Source organism: Sporomusa intestinalis (genome assembly GCF_055383785.1).
The window spans coordinates 2,758,021-2,776,131 of record NZ_AP042390.1 but is presented as its reverse complement, the minus strand read 5'-3'; the positions used below and the strand labels follow the sequence as shown (position 1 = coordinate 2,776,131).

Genomic DNA, 18,111 nt, shown 5'->3' with positions numbered 1-18,111 from the left:
GATGATACAGCAGCGGCTGGATACACTTTATAAACTCATGATACGGCACCGCCTTGACGGCATAATTGTCACCAAACCGGAAAACCGGCTGTATTTTAGTGGTTTTGCCGGTTCGGCCGGGATGCTGGTTATCAGCAGGACACAAGTTCCGCTATTATTGACTGATTTCAGATATATTGAACAAGCTAAACAGCAGGCTCCTGTATATCAGATTATCCGCCACGGGGCAACGGTCTATGATTCGCTGGCCGAGTCGGTGAAGAAGCTGGGACTGGTCCGCCTCGGTTTTGAAAGCGATTTTGTAACCTGGGAGGCATATCAGAAATTAAAAAGCTGCCTGAGTGGGCAAAAACTATCGCCTGTAAAACTTGATAGGCTGAGAATGATCAAAGACCAGACAGAGTTGGCTTTGCTCACCCGGGCGGTGGAGATTGCCGATGCAGCGTTTAAACAAACACTGCCGGTAATTAAGCCGGGAATAACGGAGCTGGATATTGCGCTTGAGCTTGAATACCGGATGCGCAAGCTTGGTGCGGAAAAACCGGCCTTTGACACTATTGTGGCTTCCGGCGCAAGAGGCGCCCTGCCTCATGGCCGGGCGTCAGACAAAATAATTGCAACCGGCGATTTCATTACGATGGATTTCGGAGCGGTATATGCAGGCTATCATTCCGATATGACGCGGACGGTTGCGGCCGGCACCGCCGATGCCAGACAACGCGAGATCTATAGGCTCGTGCTGGCGGCCCAGCTGGCTGGTATTAACGCCGTGCAGGCCGGCAAAACCGGCCGGGAGGTCGACCTGGCGGCCCGGGAAGTCATTGCCGAGGCCGGCTATAGTGAGCACTTTGGGCACGGCTTAGGGCACGGGGTTGGTCTTTTTATTCATGAGGAACCCCGGTTGTCACCAGCCAGTGACAGTAAACTGGCTGCCGGCATGGTAGTTTCGGTTGAGCCGGGAATTTACCTGCCAGGCTGGGGTGGCGTACGGATTGAGGATTTAGTGGTTGTTGCTGCTGATGGCTGCAGAGTCCTTACTGCCAGCAGCAAGGACTTAATCGAATTATGCTAATTGATAGAACAACGGGGAGGCTTATCATTAATGATTTCAAGCAATGATTTTCGAACAGGGGTAACGGTTGAAATTGACGGCGATGTCTGGCAGGTAGTTGACTTCCAGCATGTAAAACCAGGAAAAGGGGCCGCTTTTGTCCGGGCCAAACTTAAAAACGGCCGGACCGGCGCGGTGGTTGAACGCACCTTTAATGCCGGCGAAAAATTACCCAAGGCCCATGTTGAACGGCGTGAAATGCAATACCTGTATGAAAGCGACGGCCTGTACAACCTCATGGATAATGAAAATTTTGAGCAAATCGCATTGTCGGGCGAGCAAATGGGTGATGCCCGTAAGTTTTTAAAAGAAAATATGAATATAGCCGTATTATTTTTCCAGGGCAACGTGATCGGTATTGATCTGCCGCTGTCCGTAGAATTGACTGTTGTCGAAACCGATCCCGGCATCAGGGGTGATACCGCAACCGGCGGGACTAAACCGGCCAAGCTGGAAACAGGTCATGTCGTCCGGGTGCCGCTCTTTATCAATACCGGTGAAGTGTTACGGATCGACACCCGCACCGGCGACTATATTGAACGGGCCTGATAATTATTAAAATCGGAAAACCCCCGCCTTAAGTTATGTTTTGATAAGCATTGGACATACTAGAAATAGTGTCTAATACTTAGAGCATAGCTAAAGGGGGGGTATTTTATGAGAAACCTTAAAGAGAAAGTTGCTTATTTACATGGCTTGACCCAAGGTCTTAATGTTAACGAGCATTCCTCAGAGGGCAAGGTGTTGCTTAATATTATTGACGTACTGGAATCGTTTGCCGATGAAGTGCAAAATGTTAATCTGGCACAGTTGGAGCTTGAGGAGTATGTAGAGTCAATTGATGAAGATTTAACTGACCTCGAAGACCAAATATATGAAGAAGATGCAGACGACGATGGGTATGATGACGATGATCTATACGGTGAAGCAGATGATGATATGGTCGAAATGGCTTGCCCGGCCTGCCATGAAATGGTAACTTTCGAATCAAGCATATTAGATGATGAAGAGGATATTGAGGTTACCTGCCCGTACTGCGGCGGGGTAGTGTATGATAATGAGCTGGATATCACTGTCGATAACCAGTATAACCAGCGGGCTACCGGTCATATCATGCATCCCGGCGTGTGAAACTTACTTGATCGCCACAGACTTAGCATAAGCTAAGTCTTTTCTTTTTGTCATAAACCAATTTCTTATCACATATCTATGTAAAGAAAGGGAGCATAAACCTTTAGACAAGTCGCCTATCAACGATAAGGATGAAAGCTGTATGAAAAATATTCAAACCACGTTGAACGAACATATCTATCCTGTTTTACCGCCTCATATTGCCCAACTGATTGCAGCATTACCCGGCAGTCAGCTGGGCAGAACCACAGAGATTCGCCTCAGGGCTAATCAGCCCCTGCAGCTGGTATTGGGCAGCGAGGATATTACTGTGCAAACAGAGCATAAAACCCGGGTGTATCAATGCACCAGCGAGGATGTGCACAGAACATTTCAGCTGATATGCAAAAACTCGGTTTATGCTTTTGAGGAGGAAGTCCGGCAGGGTTATTTGACAATCGCCGGCGGTCACCGGGTTGGCCTGACTGGACAGGCAATAACCCTGGAGGGGGCAGTCAGGACAATTAAGAGTATTAGTTCGCTCAATATCCGCTTGGCAAGAGAGATACCAGGCTGTGCCGACCGGCTGCTGCCGCTGGTGGCAGACAAGGAACACCAGGAAGTATTCAGTACCTTAATTATTTCGCCGCCCCGCTGTGGTAAAACAACCATCTTGCGGGATTTAATCAGGCAATTGAGTGCAGGCAATCCGACGCTGGGCATAGCCGGTCTACAAATAGGCGTGGTGGATGAGCGGTCTGAAATAGCGGCCTGTCAACAGGGAATACCGACTGTGGATTTAGGACCGCGCGTTGATGTGCTTGATGCCTGTCCCAAAGCCAGCGGGCTGTTGATGCTAATCAGGTCGATGGCCCCGCGCATCGTCGCCACTGATGAATTAGGCCGCCGGGAAGACGCGCTGGCTGTGCGGGAAGCGGTTTGTGCCGGCGTTAAAGTCATTGCCACCGCTCACAGCCGGACAATTGATGAATTTCAGCAGCGCCCCTATGTGGGTGAGTTAATAAAGGAACAGGTTTTTGAACGGTACATTATTTTGAGCAGCCGGTCGGGGCCAGGCACGATTGAGGAAGTCCTTGATTCCCGGCGCAAGAAACTACTATTTACCTGTTTAAATGAGGTGAACGTATGTGGTTGAAAATTCTCGGCAGTTTGCTGGTTGTTACAGCAGGAGCCAGCATCGGCTTTAGTTTAGCAGGCCGGTTTGTGGAACGGCCGCGGCAGATCAGACAGCTCATCAGTTGCCTGTCAGCCCTTAAATCTCACATTAATTACGTGGCCGTACCCTTGCCTGAAGCTTTGTCCCGCTGTACCGGCGGCATTACCGGCCCGGTAGCCGACCTGTTTCAGACGATGGCGGAATTATTGGCGAGCAAAGGCTGGCTTACGCCCCAGGCGGCCATGCTGCAGGCGCTGGCCGAAACGGACCGGCTTGTTCTCAGTAAGCCGGAAAAGGAAATTATTGCCGTATTCAGCGCCAACTTAGGGAGCATGAACCGGGAAGAACAGCATAAATCCCTGGATTTAGTCCATGAACAGCTGTCCAGAATCCAATATGAAGCGGAAAAAATTTGTGAACAAAATGCCAGAATGTATCGTTACTTAGGGGTTTGCGGGGGCTTGGCCGTGGTTATTGTTTTAGTTTAGTATAGGGAGTTAATGGGGGGAGAGAAAGCAAATGGGAATAGATGTGTTGTTTAAAATTGCCGGCGTGGGCATTTTAATCTCTGTTTTTCATACCGCATTAAAGCAGGCCGGTAAAGAAGATATGGCTCATTTATGTACCCTTGCCGGTTTTGCCATGGTGTTGTTATGGGTAGTACAACTATTAGGCCGACTGTTTAATACCGTTCAGGATGTATTTAAGCTGTTCTAAGGGGTGTACGCGCCATGGAAATCATACAAATCATCGGGCTAGGGTTTGTCGTTACCTTGCTGATTTTAATCATTAAACAACAGCGGCCTGAACTCGCCGTTCAGCTGGCTCTAACCTTGTCAACCATCATTTTTTTAATGGTCCTTGGCAAGATTAATGTGGTGCTGGACTTATTCCGCGATTTATCAGAAAAAGCCAATATTAGTCAGATGTACTTAAATACGATCCTCAAAATTATTGGCATTGCCTACATTACCGAGTTTGGCGCCCAGGTGTGCCGGGATGCCGGTGAGGGTGCAGTGGCCGGTAAGATTGAATTTGCCGGTAAAATACTCATTATGGTTATGGCTATACCCATCATTGCCTTGGTCCTGGAGACAATTGTAAGACTCATTCCTTAAGGTGGAGTATGTGTGAAAAGAATAATAATTATATTGATATTCTGTATACTCTGGGGCAATATGGCCTGGGCAGCGCCTGAGGCCGGGCCGGATTTACCTGTTGATTTGCTGGAAAGCACCTCGGTAAATCATATCAATGAGTTTATTCAGGTGATCAACAAAGAGCTGACTGAGGAAATCCCTTTATTGAGTACGGAAACAATCAAAGATATTGCCGCCAAAGGCCTGACTTTCAACTGGGAAACCATTGCCAATAAACTGCTCTCCTACTTCTTTAAAGAGGTAGCAACAAATATTCATCTCCTTGGCAAGCTGTTATTTTTAGCCGTATTGTGCGCCTTACTGCAAAATTTGCAAAATTCATTTGAGCAATCAGCAATCTCGCTGCTGGCCTACAGTGTATGTTTTATCTTTTTGTCAGTGATTGCCTTAAGCGCCTTTTACCAGGGACTAGCGCTCGCCCGGGAAACCGTAAGCAATATGGTTGGGTTTATGCAAGCGCTGCTGCCCTTATTGCTCTCCCTCTTAGCCGGGGTCGGCGCTCTAACCTCGGCGGCGCTGCTAACCCCGCTGATGCTCCTGGTGGTAAGTGTCACCAGTGTGGCTGTTAAGGATATCGTTCTGCCGCTTTTGTTCCTGACTGCGGTCTTAGAATGCGTGAACTATTTGTCCGGCAGCTACAAGCTCAGTAATTTGACAGGGGTGCTGAAGCAGGCCGGGATGATGACCCTGGGTTTAGTGCTGGTGGTTTTTATCGGTATTATCAGCATTCAGGGTGTTGCCGGCAGTGTGGCCGACGGCTTGACACTGAGAACGGCAAAATACGCAACAGCCACTTTTATACCGGTAGTGGGCAAAATGTTCGCCGACACTGTCGAACTGGTTATGGGGGCCTCGCTGCTGTTAAAAAATGCCGTTGGCATTTTCGGCGTATTGGCCATTGCCCTGATCTGTGCAATACCGCTCATTAAACTGATTTCATTGGTTGTCGTGATAAAAATTGCCGGGGCGCTGATCCAGCCGATGGGGGATGAAAAAATGGCCAAATGCCTGGATGCCATGGGCAATAATCTGCTCTTAGTGTTTGGCGCCTTATTAACAGTTGCCTTAATGTTTTTTTTAGTGGTTACCATGATCATTGGTTCCGGCAGTGTGGCGATGATGCTGCGTTAGAAAGCGGCGGTGGGTGATAAGATGATGGATGCTGTTACTGTCTGGGTAAAAAGTATTATCTATGTGGTGTTATTTGCCTCGTTTCTGGAGCTGTTGCTGCCTAATAGCAGCATGCAGCGCTTTATCAGGGTGATTATGGGCTTGTTTATTCTGCTGGCGATCTTAAATCCGGTCATCAGTGTTTTGGAAAACAGGCTGTCGGCCGACCAAGTTCCGGCTTTGGCCCAGGTCGGCAGCTCGTTGTCTGATGCGGAGATTGTAAGTGCCGGCTCCCATGTTGCCGACAGGCGCAATCAGCTGGCCAGAGAGATATATGCCAGGGATCTGGCCAAGCAAATAAGGGCGATGGTCATGGCAATCGACGGTGTAGCCAATGCTAAGGTAACAGTAGCCATTGCCGATACCCAGCCGGATAGTAAAGCGCTGGGCAAAATCAACAATGTAGTTGTGTATATTGAACCAGGCTTTGCCGCTGATGAGCGCAAAATTGCCAAAGTGACTATCGGCGAAAAATCTGCTGAAGCACCCAAGGTGCCGAATAAGCTGTCGCCGGTAGTAATCGACAAAGTGAAAAGGATGGTGACTGAGTTATATCAGCTTAAGTCCAGTCAGGTTGAGGTTAAACAGATACAATAGGAGGTAAGAGAGGTATGGGAGCGATAGGAGCTTCGCTGAAAGGATGGCTGTCTGGTGCCAAAAAAGCGGTTCCCAGTCAACTATTGAAAGACGGTGTTATTAATGCCAGGCTCATCTGGCTCGGGCTACTGGGGATTGTGCTGCTGTTAATCGGGGGGATATATGAACCGGTGCCGGCAAACACGCAGCCTTCGGTCGCGGCGGATATTACCAAAGGCACGCCGGCTGCCCGCAGCTATGAAGAGGTGCTGGAGGGCAAGCTCTCGAATTTGCTGGCCCAGATCAAGGGGGCCGGGGCCGTATCGGTGAATGTAACCTTAGAAACCGGCGGCCTGCAGGAACCTGCCAAAAATATTACCAAAGAAACCAAAACGGTGCAGGAAAAGGACAATGCGGGCGGAATCCGCACAACAACTGAAACGAAAGAGTCTGAACAGGTATTATTAAGCAAAGAAAGCGGGGCCGACCGGCCGGTGATGGTCCGGGAATACAAGCCGGTCATCAAAGGGGTGCTGGTCGTGGCCGAAGGGGCTGTTGATTCAACAGTTAAGGCTAATCTGACCAGAGCTGTGGAATCAGGTTTAGGCATCCCCTCTTATAAAATTACTGTACTGCCGCAAAGAAAGTGAGGGTAAGGGCATGAGAATATTTTCGGTATTATCGATAAATAAAATAGGAAAATTTGCTGCCTTTATCGTGGCCGCAGGCATTCTTTCCCTGCTTATCAGCGGTGCCTGGAACTACGCCCAGGATATGCGTCAAGCCCGGGCCGACAGATCCAATGCCATGCAGGTCACAAAAGCGGTCAGCGAGCAGGTGGTGCCGGTAATGGCTCCCGACTTTTTTACTGAATACCGGCTGGAAAGGGATAAGATCAGAAGTGAACGGTCCGATCTCCTGCGGGAGATTATAAAAGATGCGGAAACCGAAGATACTAAACATCAGGCTCAGGAAACGATTTTAAAAATGACCCTGGAAAAGCAGCGGGAAGCGGAAATGGAAAACTTAATAAAAGCCAAAGGCTTTGGCGATGCCCTGGTGTTTATTCAGGAAAACTCAGTCAGCGCTGTTGTCAAAACGACCGCATTGTCCCGGGAGGAAGTGATCCAGGTGGCAGAAGTCATTTGCCGGATTGCCGGGGTTAAGCCCGAGGATGTTACTGTAAGCGCTAAACCGTAAGCGGAGAGACTCTCTCCGCTTGTTTTCCCTATTTGTAAAAATGGAAAAAGCTTGGTATAATAATATAGTTATAAGATATCCGGTCTGGTAATACATTGTAATAGCTAAAAGGTTGGGGAGGGTTGGAATGGAAAAGAGAGAGCGGATGGAAAAAACGGAACATAATGATGTTGGTTCTATTAGGATTGCCGATGAGGTTGTTGGCATAATTGCCGGGCTTGCGGCTACTGAAGTTGCCGGCGTGGCTGGCATGAGTGCCGGCTTAGTCGGTGGGATTGCCGAAATGCTGGGTAAAAAGAACCTCTCCAAAGGAGTTAAGGTGGAGGTTGGCGAACGGGAAGCGGCAGTAGATCTATATATTATCGTCGAATATGGCGTACGTATCCCCGATGTTGCGCTGAGAGTCCAGGAAAACGTGAAACGGGGGATTGAATCTATGACCGGTCTTGATGTGGTTGAGGTTAATATTCATGTCCAGGGTGTAGGCTTTGCCCTGGAAGGTAAAGAAGAAGACATTAGGGTAAGATAACAGGAAAAGGCCAAAAGAAAGGAGAACGAAGCTATGGGGATTATTGACCGCATTATCCTGTCTATTTACACATTTTTACTGGCTTTTTTATCATTTGCCGCCATTCTCCTGTCTTTACGCCTTATTCCGATGGAATTGGCGTGGACAAGCCTTGGCTATATATATGGTCAATGGGAAGCTTCGCTGGTGGGAGCGGTCTTTTTTCTCGTTAGTATCAGACTGCTTTTGGCCGGCCTTCGCTCCCGTAAAACCAAAGATACCATTGTCCATCATAATGAAATTGGCGATGTTCACATTACCCTGACGGCGGTCGAAAATTTGGTGGAAAAAACGGTCCGCCACCTGCGTGGTGTAAGGGGCCTTAAGGTAAAGGTGGCGTTGGCTCCCCAGGGTATTACCGTGCGAATCAAAGCGGTGGTCAGCCCGGAAAGCCATGTGCCGACGGTTGCCGATGAAATTCAAAAGCGTGTGCATGAACATATAAAAAATACCGTAGGGATCGAGCTGGCTGATGTTCAGGTTACTGTGGATAATATCAGCAATGATTTTAAGGCAAAACAGCGTGTTGAATAGAGGTGACAGTTTTGAATTCCAAACTACTGGAGGAAATCTGGCAGCACCATAGCGGCAAAATTCTGGGGGTGCTATTTGGCTTTACATTTGGCATCCTTGTTATAACTTTTGGTTTTTTTCGTACACTATTTGTAGTTTTATGCGTTATTGCCGGTTATGTAGTGGGTAAACGCATTGACCAAAAAGAAGATATTATGGAAATTTTGGATAAGCTGCTACCTCCTGGTTACAACCGGTAAGCGCTTGGAAAGAGGGAAATTATGAGCCGCAGAAAGGCCCGTGAAATGGCTGTGCAAGCATTATTTCAATTGGATTTTAACCTAGGTATCAGTAATGATGAAGCACTTAACTCGGTATTCAGTGAACAGCCAGACGTCAACGAGAGTACTAAGCTGTATGCCAAGTCATTGGTTGAGGGCACCTATAGCAATTTAGCCGCTATTGATGATTACATATCAGAGTTATCACAGGAATGGAAAATTGACCGTATGGCCGGTGTTGACCGGAATATAGCCCGGATGGCTATCTATGAAATGAAATACAGTAAGGAGCGGCTACAGCCAGGCGTCGCCATCAATGAAGCCGTGGAACTGGCAAAAACCTTTGGCACGGAGGAGTCGAGCCGGTTTATTAATGGTATTTTAGGATCAATTGTAAAAAACAAAGGCTTGACATGAGCTATTCGCTGGGGATAGATACCAGTTGCTATACAAGCTCAGTCGCACTCTTGGATGAGGCTGGGCAGCTGGTTGCCGATTGCCGGCGGCTTCTTAAAGTTAAGGCCGGCAGCCGGGGGCTGCAGCAATCGGAAATGGTATTTCAGCATACCCGTAATCTGCCTGAATTATTTGCGGAGGCCTGCCGGGGGCTTGCCGGGCCTGTGGCTTTCAAAGGCATAGCGGTTTCGGCCTGGCCCCGGCCCTTGCCGGATTCCTATATGCCTGCCTTTCTGGTGGGGGACGGCTATGCTAAGGTGTTGGCGCTGAGCCATAATGTTCCTCTCCAGCGCATCAGTCATCAGGAAAACCATATTTTTGCCGGCATTTGGTCGGCAGGGGGGCCGGAATCGGCACAATTTCTGGCTGTTCATTTATCCGGCGGCACGACCGAAGTTATGAGGGTAGCCGCCGCTGCCAGCCACAGGCAGGACAAAAGATTACACATTGAGCTCCTTGGCTGCAGTCAGGATATTCACGCCGGCCAATTGGTAGACCGGGTGGGCGTTTTGTTAGGACTGCCGTTTCCTGCCGGTCCTCAGCTGGAGGCTTTGGCCGCGTCAGGCCACAGCCACCCCGCCAAAATACCGGTATGCGTGCGCGGCACCACCGTCAGCTTTGCCGGTCCCGAAACCCACATACGCAAATTAATCGCCCAGGGTGCCGACAGCAGCGCCATTGCGGCCGGGGTGGAGCTTGGTATCGCCGCCGCCGTAGCAAAAATGCTTAAACAGGCAATCGCCGGCACCGGACTGACAGAGGTACTGCTGGTCGGCGGGGTAACGGCCAATCGTTTTATCAGGCGCTATCTGCAGGAACAGCTGGAACTTCCCGGCGTGGCCAGGCTGTATTGGCCTGAAAGCAGGTATAGCCCGGACAATGCGGCCGGCGCCGCTTATGTCGCCCTGAACGCCTGATTGCGCCGATGCACCAATACGGCCGCGCCGGCATATGATACACAAAATCATATGCCGGGAGGTGACACCATGGTTCCCTATATTCTGGCAGGTGCAGTCATAGGCTCGGTTGTTGGGTATCTTATTCCGCCCGGATATTTTTTCTGGTTCGTGGTGGGGGGAATAAGCGGCTATTTTACACAGCGCTATTTCGGTTCCCGTTTTTAAAGACTAAAAATCTTTACCCAGACTTATGTCTGGTTTTTTTTGTATTTATAGGTTATGATTATGTTTGTCCGGTTCCTAACTAAAATAAGATGGAAGATAATCAGGTGAAATGAATATGAGCAACATATATACGGTCAGCGATTTTACCAAATATCTTAAAAGTCTGTTTGATAAAGACCCGAAACTGGTTTCCGTTGCTCTCCGGGGCGAGTTGTCTAATTTTAAATGCCACTATTCAGGCCATTGCTATTTTACCCTGAAAGATGCCGGTTCGCAGATAAAAGGGGTTATGTTTAAAAGCCGGGCGCAATTTTTAAAATTTGAACCCCGTGATGGCCTCAAGGTAGTTGCATTTGGCCAGGTGACCGTATTCGAGCGCGACGGACAATATCAGCTTTACGCCGATCAGTTAATACCTGACGGTCTGGGGGAACTCAGTATTGCCTTTAATCAGCTGAAAGAAAAGCTGGCAGCGGCCGGCCTGTTTGATGAAAGCCGGAAACGGCCCCTGCCGCTGTTGCCCAAAGCGGTAGGGATTGTAACCTCACCGTCTGGAGCTGCGCTCAGAGATATTATCACGGTTGCCAACCGGCGTCATCCTGGCCTGCGCCTGATTCTGTATCCGGTTCAGGTTCAGGGGCTGGAGGCTCCAGGACAGATTGTACAGGCTATCCAGGCCTTTAACCGCCTCGCTAATGTTGAGGTTATTATTGCCGGCCGCGGGGGCGGTTCAATCGAAGAGCTATGGGCCTTTAATGATGAAAAGGTAGTGCGGGCTATCGCTGCCTCGGGCATCCCTGTTGTCTCGGCGGTAGGGCACCAGACAGACTACACACTGGCCGATTTTGCCGCCGACCGCCGGGCCGCAACGCCTTCCCAGGCGGCTGAGCTTGTCGTCCCCGATGTGAATGAGTTGAAACGCTATATCCATACGCTGCAAACTATGCTGGAGAATAATATACGGACTTATGTAAAAGGGCGGCGGCAAGTGCTCCAGCAGCTCCGCGATAACAAAGTATTCCAGCAGCCGGACAAGCTGCTGGCTGACAAAAAGCAGCTTACCGATTTATACCTGGAACGGCTGGGCCAGGCAATGCAAAAAATTATTGTCGCCAAACAGCATGCACTGAAAATACATACGGAAAAACTTGCCGTACTTAATCCGCTGGCCGTGCTGGCCAGGGGCTACAGCCTGACCCGCACACCGGCGGGAGAGGTGGTGACCGGCAGCGGCCAGGTAACACCGGGGCAGCGGCTGGAGATTATTTTGCGGCAGGGACGGCTCGATGTCGATGTGGTTGGGGTAAAGGAGGAGAACAATGGCTAATAAAGCAGGTAATAAACAAAGTAATGTATGTTTTGAAGACGCTCTTGGCAAATTAGAAGTAATTGTAAAACAGCTGGAAACAGGTGAGCTTCCACTGGAGGAGGCCTTAGACCGGTTTGGGGAAGGTATTGCCTATGCCAAACTGTGTTTTGAACGCCTAAATGCTGCTGAGGCCCAGGTAAATAAAATTCTCCAGCAGGAACAAGGCCGTCTTGTTGAAAAACCACTTAATCTGGCGGAGGCTGATTGACTGCTATGACAAAACAACTTTCCCTGAGTCATTATTGCCGGCAAAAAGTAAGTTTGCTTGAAGAGGCCCTGGCCCGCTATATTCCTGCCGCTGCCAATCCGCCCATTATCTACGAGGCTATGCGCTATAGCCTGTTTGCCGGCGGCAAAAGGCTGCGGCCGATTATGCTGATGGCAGCCGCCGATGCTGCCGGCGGCTGCGGCACTGATTATCTGCCTGTGGCCTGTGGTTTGGAGATGATTCACACCTATTCGCTGATCCATGATGATTTGCCGGCTATGGATAATGATGATTACCGGCGCGGCAAACTCACCAATCATAAAATTTATGGTGATGGCATGGCAATTTTAGCTGGTGACGGTTTATTAACTGCCGCGTTCGCCACCATGCTCTCCCAGCCCAATGTTAATGGCGCCGTATTGATTAATGTAGTGCGGGAGATGGCGGTTGCTGCCGGCGCGGCCGGCATGGTGGGCGGCCAGGCGGTCGATCTGGCCTCTGAAGGGCAAAGCATTGATGCCGGCACTCTGCAGTTTATCCATCAGGCCAAAACCGGCGCCTTATTTAAGGCCGCCCTGCGGGCCGGGGCGCTGCTGGCCAATGCCAGTGCCAATCAGGTTGAGGCCCTGACTGATTATGCTGAACATTTCGGTCTGGCTTTTCAGATTACCGATGATATTCTTGATGTAATTGGGAGTCAGGACAAGATTGGTAAACCGGTGGGCAGTGACCTGCGGAATCAAAAAGCGACTTATGTAACCTTCCATTCCCTGGAGGGCGCTCAGCGCCTGGCCCGGCAGGCCGTGGACAATGCCCTGCTAAGCTTACAGGGTTTTGGTTCCGAAGCGGCAATTTTACGAGACTTAGTGGAATATTTAATCAATCGTGAAGCCTGAGGTGTAAATAATGTTCGAATTTATGGCGGGAATTGGGAAAAATATTATATTAATGACTGCCATTACTGCATGGTTTACCGCCCAGGTATTAAAGGCAATAACCTCTTACTGGCGCCATGGGGCCTTCAACGCCGAACGGCTTGTCGGCGCCGGCGGCATGCCCAGTTCGCATACGGCGCTGGTGGTCAGCCTGGCTGTTGGCACAGCCCTTAAAGAAGGTCTGGATTCCAGTTTGTTTGCGCTAGCCGTTGTCCTGGCCGGCATTGTCATGTACGATGCTGCCGGCGTACGCCGGGCAGCAGGCAAGCAGGCGAAAGTGATTAATAAATTAGTACGGGAAATGCGGGTCGAACACAAAGTCAGGGACACAAGACTGAAAGAATTATTAGGGCACACACCGCTGGAAGTGTTGGGCGGTGCGGTGCACGGCACCCTTATAGCCTATGCGTTTTATGTATTTTGTAGATGAATGTTAGTCCTGAACTGTGCTATAATATGTTTTGAAAATACATTCATTTTAAATAATGGATATGACTTCTGTCAAGGAAAGCGGGGAAGTTGGTTTGGGGATATTGCTTGATGGCATTAACGGGCCACAAGACCTTAAAAGTCTTTCTTTAGGGCAATTGGAAAAGCTCGCCGGTGAAATCCGCGAGCTTCTTATACATACAGTATCCGCTAACGGCGGACATTTGGCGCCTAACTTGGGGGTTGTGGAGCTGACACTGGCGCTGCACAGAACCTTCAACAGCCCCAATGATAAATTCATCTGGGATGTGGGGCATCAGGCGTACGTCCATAAAATATTAACCGGCCGGCACCGCCAGTTTTCCACCCTCAGGCAGACCGGGGGTATCAGCGGCTTTCCCAAAAGATGCGAAAGCCCGCATGATGTATTCGGGGTGGGCCATTCCAGTACCTCCATATCGTCAGCCTTAGGCGTAGCGCTGGCCCGTGATATGTCAGGCGACAAGTATAATGTTATCGGTATCATCGGCGATGGCTCGCTTACCGGCGGCCAGGCGTATGAAGCGCTCAATCATGCCGGCCACCTGAATATCAATCTGACAGTGATCTTAAACGACAATGAAATGTCTATTGCCAAAAATGTGGGGGCCATGTCGGAATATCTGGCAAAAATGCGGACTGCGCCCACCTATTCCAAGGTGAAGCATGATATTGAATACCTATTGCGCCGGATTCCGGCCATCGGTGAAAGTGTTGCCAAGACAGCGGAGCGGGTAAAAGACAGTCTGAAATATTTTCTGGTACCGGGAATGTTGTTTGAAGAACTGGGCTTCACCTATTTTGGCCCCATTGACGGGCATAATATCCCGCTGATTCTGGATGTGCTGGCCAAAACCAAAGGCATTAAGGGTCCGGTGCTTATTCACTTGCTTACGCAAAAAGGCAAAGGGTATGCACCGGCAGAATGCAATGCCGATAAGTTTCACGGGGTCGGACCATTCTGTATCGAAACAGGTGAAATAATTAAAAACGGGGGGGCCCCTTCGTATACCCAGGTCTTTGGCGATACGTTGGTAAAACTGGCCGAGCAGAACCCTGATATTGTCGCCATAACGGCAGCTATGCCGGAGGGGACCGGTTTAAAGAAATTCTCGGCCAGGTTTCCTGAGCGTTTTTTTGATGTGGGTATTGCCGAGCAGCATGCCGTTACTTTGGCGGCCGGGATGGCGACCCAGGGCAAACGGCCGGTGGTTGCCATATATTCTACTTTTTTGCAGCGGGGCTATGACCAGATCCTGCATGATGTGTGCCTGCAGAATCTGCCGGTTATCTTTATGCTGGACCGGGCCGGGATTGTTGGCGAAGATGGAGCCACTCACCACGGTGTGTTTGACTATTCTTTCCTGCGCCATATACCGAATATCATCATGATGGCCCCTAAAGATGAAGAGGAGCTCCGGCACATGCTCTATACGGCGACACAGCTTAATGCCCCGGTGGCGATTCGCTATCCCCGCGGCAGTGGCGTAGGGGCCGAGGGCAAAGCTGATTTTACTCAGCTTGAGCTGGGAAAATCAGAGGAGCTTTTGTCCGGAAAAGATGTGGTATTTCTGGCAATTGGGACAATGGCTGCCGCTTGTTGCCAGGCAGCGGCCCTGCTGGCAGATAAAGGCATTGCTGCCGGCGTGGTCAACGCCCGCTTTGTCAAACCCCTGGACGGGCAGCTGATCCGTCAGCTGGCCAGGGATAAAGGCATAATCATCACAGTCGAGGATAATGTGCTGGCAGGAGGGTTTGGCTCCGCCGTGCTTGAATATATTAATGCCCAGCATCTGAACTGGGTAAAGGTATTACGGCTGGGATTGCCTGACAAATATATCGAGCATGGCCCCCGGAACCATTTACTGGCCCGGCACGGCCTGGATCATCAGGGCATTGCCGCCAGTGCCGAGGCTTTTATCCGTCAGTTTGGAGTACGGAAATGACAGAGACACGCACCAAAGAACGTCTTGATATATTGCTGGTCGAAAAAGGGCTGGCCGGCAGCCGGGAACGGGCCAAGGCTTATATTATGGCCGGACTGGTCACTGTGGACGGCCAAAAATTAGATAAAGCGGGCACGGTTGTGCCGGCCACCGCCAGAATCATTGTGCACGGCGACAATATTGGCTTTGTCAGCCGCGGCGGGCTTAAACTGGCTAAGGCACTGGCGCGGTTTAACCTGGACCTGGCGGGGAAAACAATGGCTGATGTCGGCGCCTCAACCGGCGGCTTTACCGACTGCGCCCTTAAGAATGGCGCGGTGAAGGTATATGCCATTGATGTCGGGTATGGGCAATTAGCCTGGTCCCTGAGGACCGACCCCCGGGTAATCAATATGGAACGCACCAATATCCGCAATGTAACGCCGGCCGATTTGGGCGTACTATTAGATTTTATCTCGATTGATGTGGCCTTTATCTCCCTCGCCAAAGTGTTGCCGGTGGTGAAAACCCTGCTTGCTCCTCGGGGAGAAGTGGTGGCACTCATTAAACCACAGTTTGAAGCAGGCCGGGAAAAAGTCGGCAAAAAAGGGGTTGTCCGGGATCCTGCAGTTCATCGTGAAGTGATTAACAATGTCGTGAATATGGCTGGCTCGCTCGCACTGGTACCGCTGGGACTGACTTTTTCACCTGTTAAGGGACCAGAAGGCAATATTGAATACCTTTTATATTTAGCTAATTATCCGGCCGCTGCTGCCGTAGATGAGACAAGTATTGCCGGCGTAGTTGCTGAGGCCCATGCCAATTTAGCGGGATGACGGGGGAATACGGGGTGTTGACTGTAGGGTTGTTTCCCAACACGAAAAAACAGAGTATTAATACCGTGTTGGGCTGGATTGTGCAGTATTTTAAAGAACATAATGTTAACGTGGTGGTGCCGGAAGAGGCTGCTCTGGAACTTAAATGTACTTATTTGGCAGGAAGAATGGAATGCGTAAAGAATGATATTACCTTCGGCATTACCCTGGGTGGCGACGGCACACTGCTGCATACCGCCAGGGAAATTGCTCCGTTCGGTATTCCTGTCTGTGGTGTAAACATGGGCACGCTGGGATTTTTAACGGAAATTGAGGTGCCTGATCTGAATACTGCCTTGGACAGGCTGCTGGGCGGTGATTATTATATTGAAGAACGCCTGATGCTGGATGCTGTTGTCATCCGCAACGGCAACCCGATTTACATCTCGCCGGCATTAAATGATGTTGTTGTCGCCAAAGGCGGTTTCTCGCGTATGATAAAATTAAAATTGTTTATCGGGGAAGAGCTGACAGCCGACTATCCTGCCGATGGGCTGATCATTGCCACTTCAACCGGTTCAACAGGTTATTCCCTCTCCTCAGGCGGACCTATTATCAACCCTGAGCTGAAGGTAATTGTCATTACGCCCATTTGCCCCCATACACTGCATTCACGGCCTTTGGTCATTTCCGAAAACGAGGAAATAAAAATTCGGATGCAGGCGCCCCATGAGGATATCGTCCTTACTGTGGATGGGCAAACGGTGTATAATCTGCTGCCCGATGATACGGTAGTGGTCCGGCGCTCACCTTTTCGGGCCCGCTTCATCCGGTTTACCGGCAAGAGCTATTATGAAAAACTGCGTACTAAATTACGGCGGGGCGACCAGAATGGAAATAGTTAATGCCGTTATGATGGCGCAGCGGCTGCTGACAACCAGGCTGGCCACCGCCAGTCTGGTTGTTGATGCCACTGCCGGCAATGGTAAAGATACCTTGTTCCTGGCAGCTAATACGCCCGCCGCCGCTGTTGTCTGGGCTTTTGACATTCAGTCCCAGGCTCTCGCCTCAACCAGGGACCTGCTTGCCAAACATAAGCTGGCTGCTAAGGTGCGCCTTACCTTAGACTGTCACGCTCATATAACCCGCTATATAAACCAGCCGGTAGATGCGGCGATGTTCAACCTGGGCTACCTGCCGGGCGGCGACCACACGCTGAGCACGCTCCCGGCAACAACCATCCGGGCGATTGAGCAAACCCTGGCGCTGCTCAATACGGAAGGACTGATTACGATCGCCGCCTATCCCGGTTTTGAGCAGGGCCGGCTGGAACTCCGGGAATTGCACCGCTATCTGGCTGCCATTGATCAAAAAAAGTTCTCTGTTGCCTGCTGGTCAATGGTAAACCAATCGAACTTGCCGCCAATTCTGTATCTAATTGAGAGAAGATAAGGGAGTGGATAGCTTGAAGGCTTTGCGTCACTCAAAGACTAAAGAAATTATTGACCGGTATATAATCGAAACCCAGGAGGACCTGGCTGAGGCTCTAAGCAAGCATGGTATTGATGTTACCCAGGCTACTGTTTCCCGTGATATCAAGGAGCTTATGCTGATTAAGGTGCCGACAGGCGATGGCCGGTACCGGTATGCATTTCCGCCCGAACAAAATATTATTATGTCCCAGGCCCGGCTGGAGCGGACGTTTCAGGATTCTATTGTCGCCATCGATTCCAGTCAGAATATTGTCGTCCTTCGCACCCTGCCCGGAACCGCCCAGGCCGTGGCTTATACCATTGACTATGTGAAATGGCCTGAGATTATTGGTACAGTAGCCGGTGATGATACTATTTTTGTCCTGGTAAAACCGATGGAGGCCGTACCGCAGGTTATTGCTAAATTCCGGTCCCTAATGGGCAGCGGAACCGGCATAGTTTGAGGAGAGGTA

26 protein-coding genes are annotated in these 18,111 nt (G+C 50.1%); all 26 read left to right on the top strand.

From position 1 onward, the window contains the following. The first annotated feature begins 1 nt into the window (after position 1). A complete protein-coding gene (locus ACZ481_RS13025) occupies positions 2-1,072 on the top strand; it encodes a M24 family metallopeptidase (protein ID WP_464765818.1) in 1,071 nt (356 codons plus the stop codon). A 30-nt stretch (positions 1,073-1,102) separates the two neighbouring features. Further along, the gene (efp, locus tag ACZ481_RS13020; protein ID WP_464765817.1) at positions 1,103-1,660 is read left to right on the top strand and encodes an elongation factor P; all 558 of its coding nucleotides are present in this window, start codon (positions 1,103-1,105) and stop codon (positions 1,658-1,660) included. A 108-nt stretch (positions 1,661-1,768) separates the two neighbouring features. Then, complete coding sequence (locus ACZ481_RS13015; protein WP_464765816.1) at positions 1,769-2,242, top strand: CD1247 N-terminal domain-containing protein; 474 nt, start codon at positions 1,769-1,771, stop codon at positions 2,240-2,242. Between the two features lie 142 nt (positions 2,243-2,384). Then, complete coding sequence (spoIIIAA, locus tag ACZ481_RS13010) at positions 2,385-3,377, top strand: stage III sporulation protein AA (RefSeq protein WP_464765815.1); 993 nt, start codon at positions 2,385-2,387, stop codon at positions 3,375-3,377. Further along, on the top strand, positions 3,368-3,886 hold the full coding sequence (gene spoIIIAB, locus ACZ481_RS13005; RefSeq protein ID WP_464765814.1) for a stage III sporulation protein SpoIIIAB: 519 nt from the start codon (positions 3,368-3,370) through the stop codon (positions 3,884-3,886). Before spoIIIAA ends, spoIIIAB begins: the two co-directional genes overlap by 10 nt. A gap of 31 nt (positions 3,887-3,917) precedes the next feature. After that, positions 3,918-4,115, top strand: coding sequence for a stage III sporulation protein AC (gene spoIIIAC / locus ACZ481_RS13000; protein WP_325527279.1), 198 nt, complete (start codon positions 3,918-3,920; stop codon positions 4,113-4,115). A 14-nt stretch (positions 4,116-4,129) separates the two neighbouring features. Beyond that, positions 4,130-4,516 (top strand): stage III sporulation protein AD, encoded by a 387-nt coding sequence (spoIIIAD, locus tag ACZ481_RS12995; RefSeq protein WP_144350378.1) that lies wholly within the window; start codon positions 4,130-4,132, stop codon positions 4,514-4,516. Positions 4,517-4,528: 12 nt separating this feature from the next. After that, positions 4,529-5,689: a stage III sporulation protein AE gene (gene spoIIIAE / locus ACZ481_RS12990; protein WP_464765813.1), complete on the top strand. Its 1,161-nt coding sequence runs from the start codon at positions 4,529-4,531 to the stop codon at positions 5,687-5,689. A gap of 21 nt (positions 5,690-5,710) precedes the next feature. Next, complete coding sequence (spoIIIAF, locus tag ACZ481_RS12985; RefSeq protein ID WP_464765812.1) at positions 5,711-6,325, top strand: stage III sporulation protein AF; 615 nt, start codon at positions 5,711-5,713, stop codon at positions 6,323-6,325. 14 nt (positions 6,326-6,339) lie between these two features. Next, positions 6,340-6,954: a hypothetical protein gene (locus ACZ481_RS12980; RefSeq protein ID WP_464765811.1), complete on the top strand. Its 615-nt coding sequence runs from the start codon at positions 6,340-6,342 to the stop codon at positions 6,952-6,954. A 10-nt stretch (positions 6,955-6,964) separates the two neighbouring features. Further along, positions 6,965-7,504, top strand: a complete 540-nt coding sequence (locus tag ACZ481_RS12975) for a SpoIIIAH-like family protein (protein WP_464765810.1) — start codon at positions 6,965-6,967, stop codon at positions 7,502-7,504. Positions 7,505-7,631: 127 nt separating this feature from the next. Then, positions 7,632-8,033 carry an Asp23/Gls24 family envelope stress response protein gene (locus ACZ481_RS12970; RefSeq protein WP_464765809.1) on the top strand — a complete coding sequence of 134 codons (402 nt, stop codon included), beginning with the start codon at positions 7,632-7,634 and terminating at the stop codon, positions 8,031-8,033. Between the two features lie 33 nt (positions 8,034-8,066). After that, positions 8,067-8,606 (top strand): alkaline shock response membrane anchor protein AmaP, encoded by a 540-nt coding sequence (gene amaP, locus ACZ481_RS12965; RefSeq protein ID WP_464770550.1) that lies wholly within the window; start codon positions 8,067-8,069, stop codon positions 8,604-8,606. 2 nt (positions 8,607-8,608) lie between these two features. Further along, a complete protein-coding gene (locus tag ACZ481_RS12960; protein ID WP_464770549.1) occupies positions 8,609-8,845 on the top strand; it encodes a DUF2273 domain-containing protein in 237 nt (78 codons plus the stop codon). A gap of 21 nt (positions 8,846-8,866) precedes the next feature. Next, complete coding sequence (gene nusB, locus ACZ481_RS12955; protein ID WP_464770548.1) at positions 8,867-9,283, top strand: transcription antitermination factor NusB; 417 nt, start codon at positions 8,867-8,869, stop codon at positions 9,281-9,283. A gap of 50 nt (positions 9,284-9,333) precedes the next feature. Then, positions 9,334-10,239 carry a Kae1-like domain-containing protein gene (locus ACZ481_RS12950; protein WP_464770547.1) on the top strand — a complete coding sequence of 302 codons (906 nt, stop codon included), beginning with the start codon at positions 9,334-9,336 and terminating at the stop codon, positions 10,237-10,239. Positions 10,240-10,308: 69 nt separating this feature from the next. Then, on the top strand, positions 10,309-10,446 hold the full coding sequence (locus ACZ481_RS12945) for a hypothetical protein (protein WP_464770546.1): 138 nt from the start codon (positions 10,309-10,311) through the stop codon (positions 10,444-10,446). A gap of 115 nt (positions 10,447-10,561) precedes the next feature. Beyond that, positions 10,562-11,773, top strand: a complete 1,212-nt coding sequence (gene xseA / locus ACZ481_RS12940) for an exodeoxyribonuclease VII large subunit (RefSeq protein ID WP_464770545.1) — start codon at positions 10,562-10,564, stop codon at positions 11,771-11,773. After that, positions 11,766-12,023, top strand: coding sequence for an exodeoxyribonuclease VII small subunit (gene xseB, locus ACZ481_RS12935; protein ID WP_464770544.1), 258 nt, complete (start codon positions 11,766-11,768; stop codon positions 12,021-12,023). Before xseA ends, xseB begins: the two co-directional genes overlap by 8 nt. 5 nt (positions 12,024-12,028) lie before the next feature. Next, positions 12,029-12,919: a polyprenyl synthetase family protein gene (locus tag ACZ481_RS12930; RefSeq protein ID WP_464770543.1), complete on the top strand. Its 891-nt coding sequence runs from the start codon at positions 12,029-12,031 to the stop codon at positions 12,917-12,919. Between the two features lie 22 nt (positions 12,920-12,941). After that, entirely contained in the window at positions 12,942-13,388 is a 447-nt protein-coding gene (locus ACZ481_RS12925) for a divergent PAP2 family protein (RefSeq protein ID WP_464770542.1), read from the top strand. Between the two features lie 55 nt (positions 13,389-13,443). Then, positions 13,444-15,372 (top strand): 1-deoxy-D-xylulose-5-phosphate synthase, encoded by a 1,929-nt coding sequence (gene dxs, locus ACZ481_RS12920; RefSeq protein ID WP_464770541.1) that lies wholly within the window; start codon positions 13,444-13,446, stop codon positions 15,370-15,372. Beyond that, positions 15,369-16,187, top strand: coding sequence for a TlyA family RNA methyltransferase (locus ACZ481_RS12915; protein ID WP_464770540.1), 819 nt, complete (start codon positions 15,369-15,371; stop codon positions 16,185-16,187). Before dxs ends, ACZ481_RS12915 begins: the two co-directional genes overlap by 4 nt. Positions 16,188-16,201: 14 nt before the next feature. After that, positions 16,202-17,071: an NAD(+)/NADH kinase gene (locus tag ACZ481_RS12910; protein ID WP_464770539.1), complete on the top strand. Its 870-nt coding sequence runs from the start codon at positions 16,202-16,204 to the stop codon at positions 17,069-17,071. Next, a complete protein-coding gene (mnmM, locus tag ACZ481_RS12905; RefSeq protein ID WP_464770538.1) occupies positions 17,058-17,618 on the top strand; it encodes a tRNA 5-(aminomethyl)-2-thiouridylate-methyltransferase MnmM in 561 nt (186 codons plus the stop codon). The genes ACZ481_RS12910 and mnmM overlap by 14 nt, the downstream gene beginning before the upstream one ends. 13 nt (positions 17,619-17,631) lie before the next feature. Beyond that, on the top strand, positions 17,632-18,102 hold the full coding sequence (argR, locus tag ACZ481_RS12900) for an arginine repressor (RefSeq protein WP_464770537.1): 471 nt from the start codon (positions 17,632-17,634) through the stop codon (positions 18,100-18,102). Positions 18,103-18,111: the final 9 nt, after the last annotated feature.

Excerpts from the sequence above, each read along its gene's own strand:
- ACZ481_RS12980 (WP_464765811.1), top strand. The coding sequence starts at position 6,340 with ATGGGAGCGATAGGAGCTTCGCTGAAAGGATGGCTGTCTGGTGCCAAA.
- amaP (WP_464770550.1), top strand. The coding sequence starts at position 8,067 with ATGGGGATTATTGACCGCATTATCCTGTCTATTTACACATTTTTACTG.
- dxs (WP_464770541.1), top strand. The coding sequence starts at position 13,444 with ATGGATATGACTTCTGTCAAGGAAAGCGGGGAAGTTGGTTTGGGGATA.
- ACZ481_RS12925 (WP_464770542.1), top strand. The coding sequence starts at position 12,942 with ATGGCGGGAATTGGGAAAAATATTATATTAATGACTGCCATTACTGCA.
- ACZ481_RS12970 (WP_464765809.1), top strand. The coding sequence starts at position 7,632 with ATGGAAAAGAGAGAGCGGATGGAAAAAACGGAACATAATGATGTTGGT.
- mnmM (WP_464770538.1), top strand. The coding sequence starts at position 17,058 with ATGGAAATAGTTAATGCCGTTATGATGGCGCAGCGGCTGCTGACAACC.
- spoIIIAF (WP_464765812.1), top strand. The coding sequence starts at position 5,711 with ATGATGGATGCTGTTACTGTCTGGGTAAAAAGTATTATCTATGTGGTG.
- spoIIIAB (WP_464765814.1), top strand. The coding sequence starts at position 3,368 with ATGTGGTTGAAAATTCTCGGCAGTTTGCTGGTTGTTACAGCAGGAGCC.
- xseA (WP_464770545.1), top strand. The coding sequence starts at position 10,562 with ATGAGCAACATATATACGGTCAGCGATTTTACCAAATATCTTAAAAGT.
- xseB (WP_464770544.1), top strand. The coding sequence starts at position 11,766 with ATGGCTAATAAAGCAGGTAATAAACAAAGTAATGTATGTTTTGAAGAC.
- spoIIIAA (WP_464765815.1), top strand. The coding sequence starts at position 2,385 with ATGAAAAATATTCAAACCACGTTGAACGAACATATCTATCCTGTTTTA.
- spoIIIAC (WP_325527279.1), top strand. The coding sequence starts at position 3,918 with ATGGGAATAGATGTGTTGTTTAAAATTGCCGGCGTGGGCATTTTAATC.
- ACZ481_RS13015 (WP_464765816.1), top strand. The coding sequence starts at position 1,769 with ATGAGAAACCTTAAAGAGAAAGTTGCTTATTTACATGGCTTGACCCAA.
- ACZ481_RS12930 (WP_464770543.1), top strand. The coding sequence starts at position 12,029 with ATGACAAAACAACTTTCCCTGAGTCATTATTGCCGGCAAAAAGTAAGT.
- spoIIIAD (WP_144350378.1), top strand. The coding sequence starts at position 4,130 with ATGGAAATCATACAAATCATCGGGCTAGGGTTTGTCGTTACCTTGCTG.
- ACZ481_RS13025 (WP_464765818.1), top strand. The coding sequence starts at position 2 with ATGATACAGCAGCGGCTGGATACACTTTATAAACTCATGATACGGCAC.
- ACZ481_RS12975 (WP_464765810.1), top strand. The coding sequence starts at position 6,965 with ATGAGAATATTTTCGGTATTATCGATAAATAAAATAGGAAAATTTGCT.
- efp (WP_464765817.1), top strand. The coding sequence starts at position 1,103 with ATGATTTCAAGCAATGATTTTCGAACAGGGGTAACGGTTGAAATTGAC.
- ACZ481_RS12915 (WP_464770540.1), top strand. The coding sequence starts at position 15,369 with ATGACAGAGACACGCACCAAAGAACGTCTTGATATATTGCTGGTCGAA.
- ACZ481_RS12945 (WP_464770546.1), top strand. The coding sequence starts at position 10,309 with ATGGTTCCCTATATTCTGGCAGGTGCAGTCATAGGCTCGGTTGTTGGG.
- nusB (WP_464770548.1), top strand. The coding sequence starts at position 8,867 with ATGAGCCGCAGAAAGGCCCGTGAAATGGCTGTGCAAGCATTATTTCAA.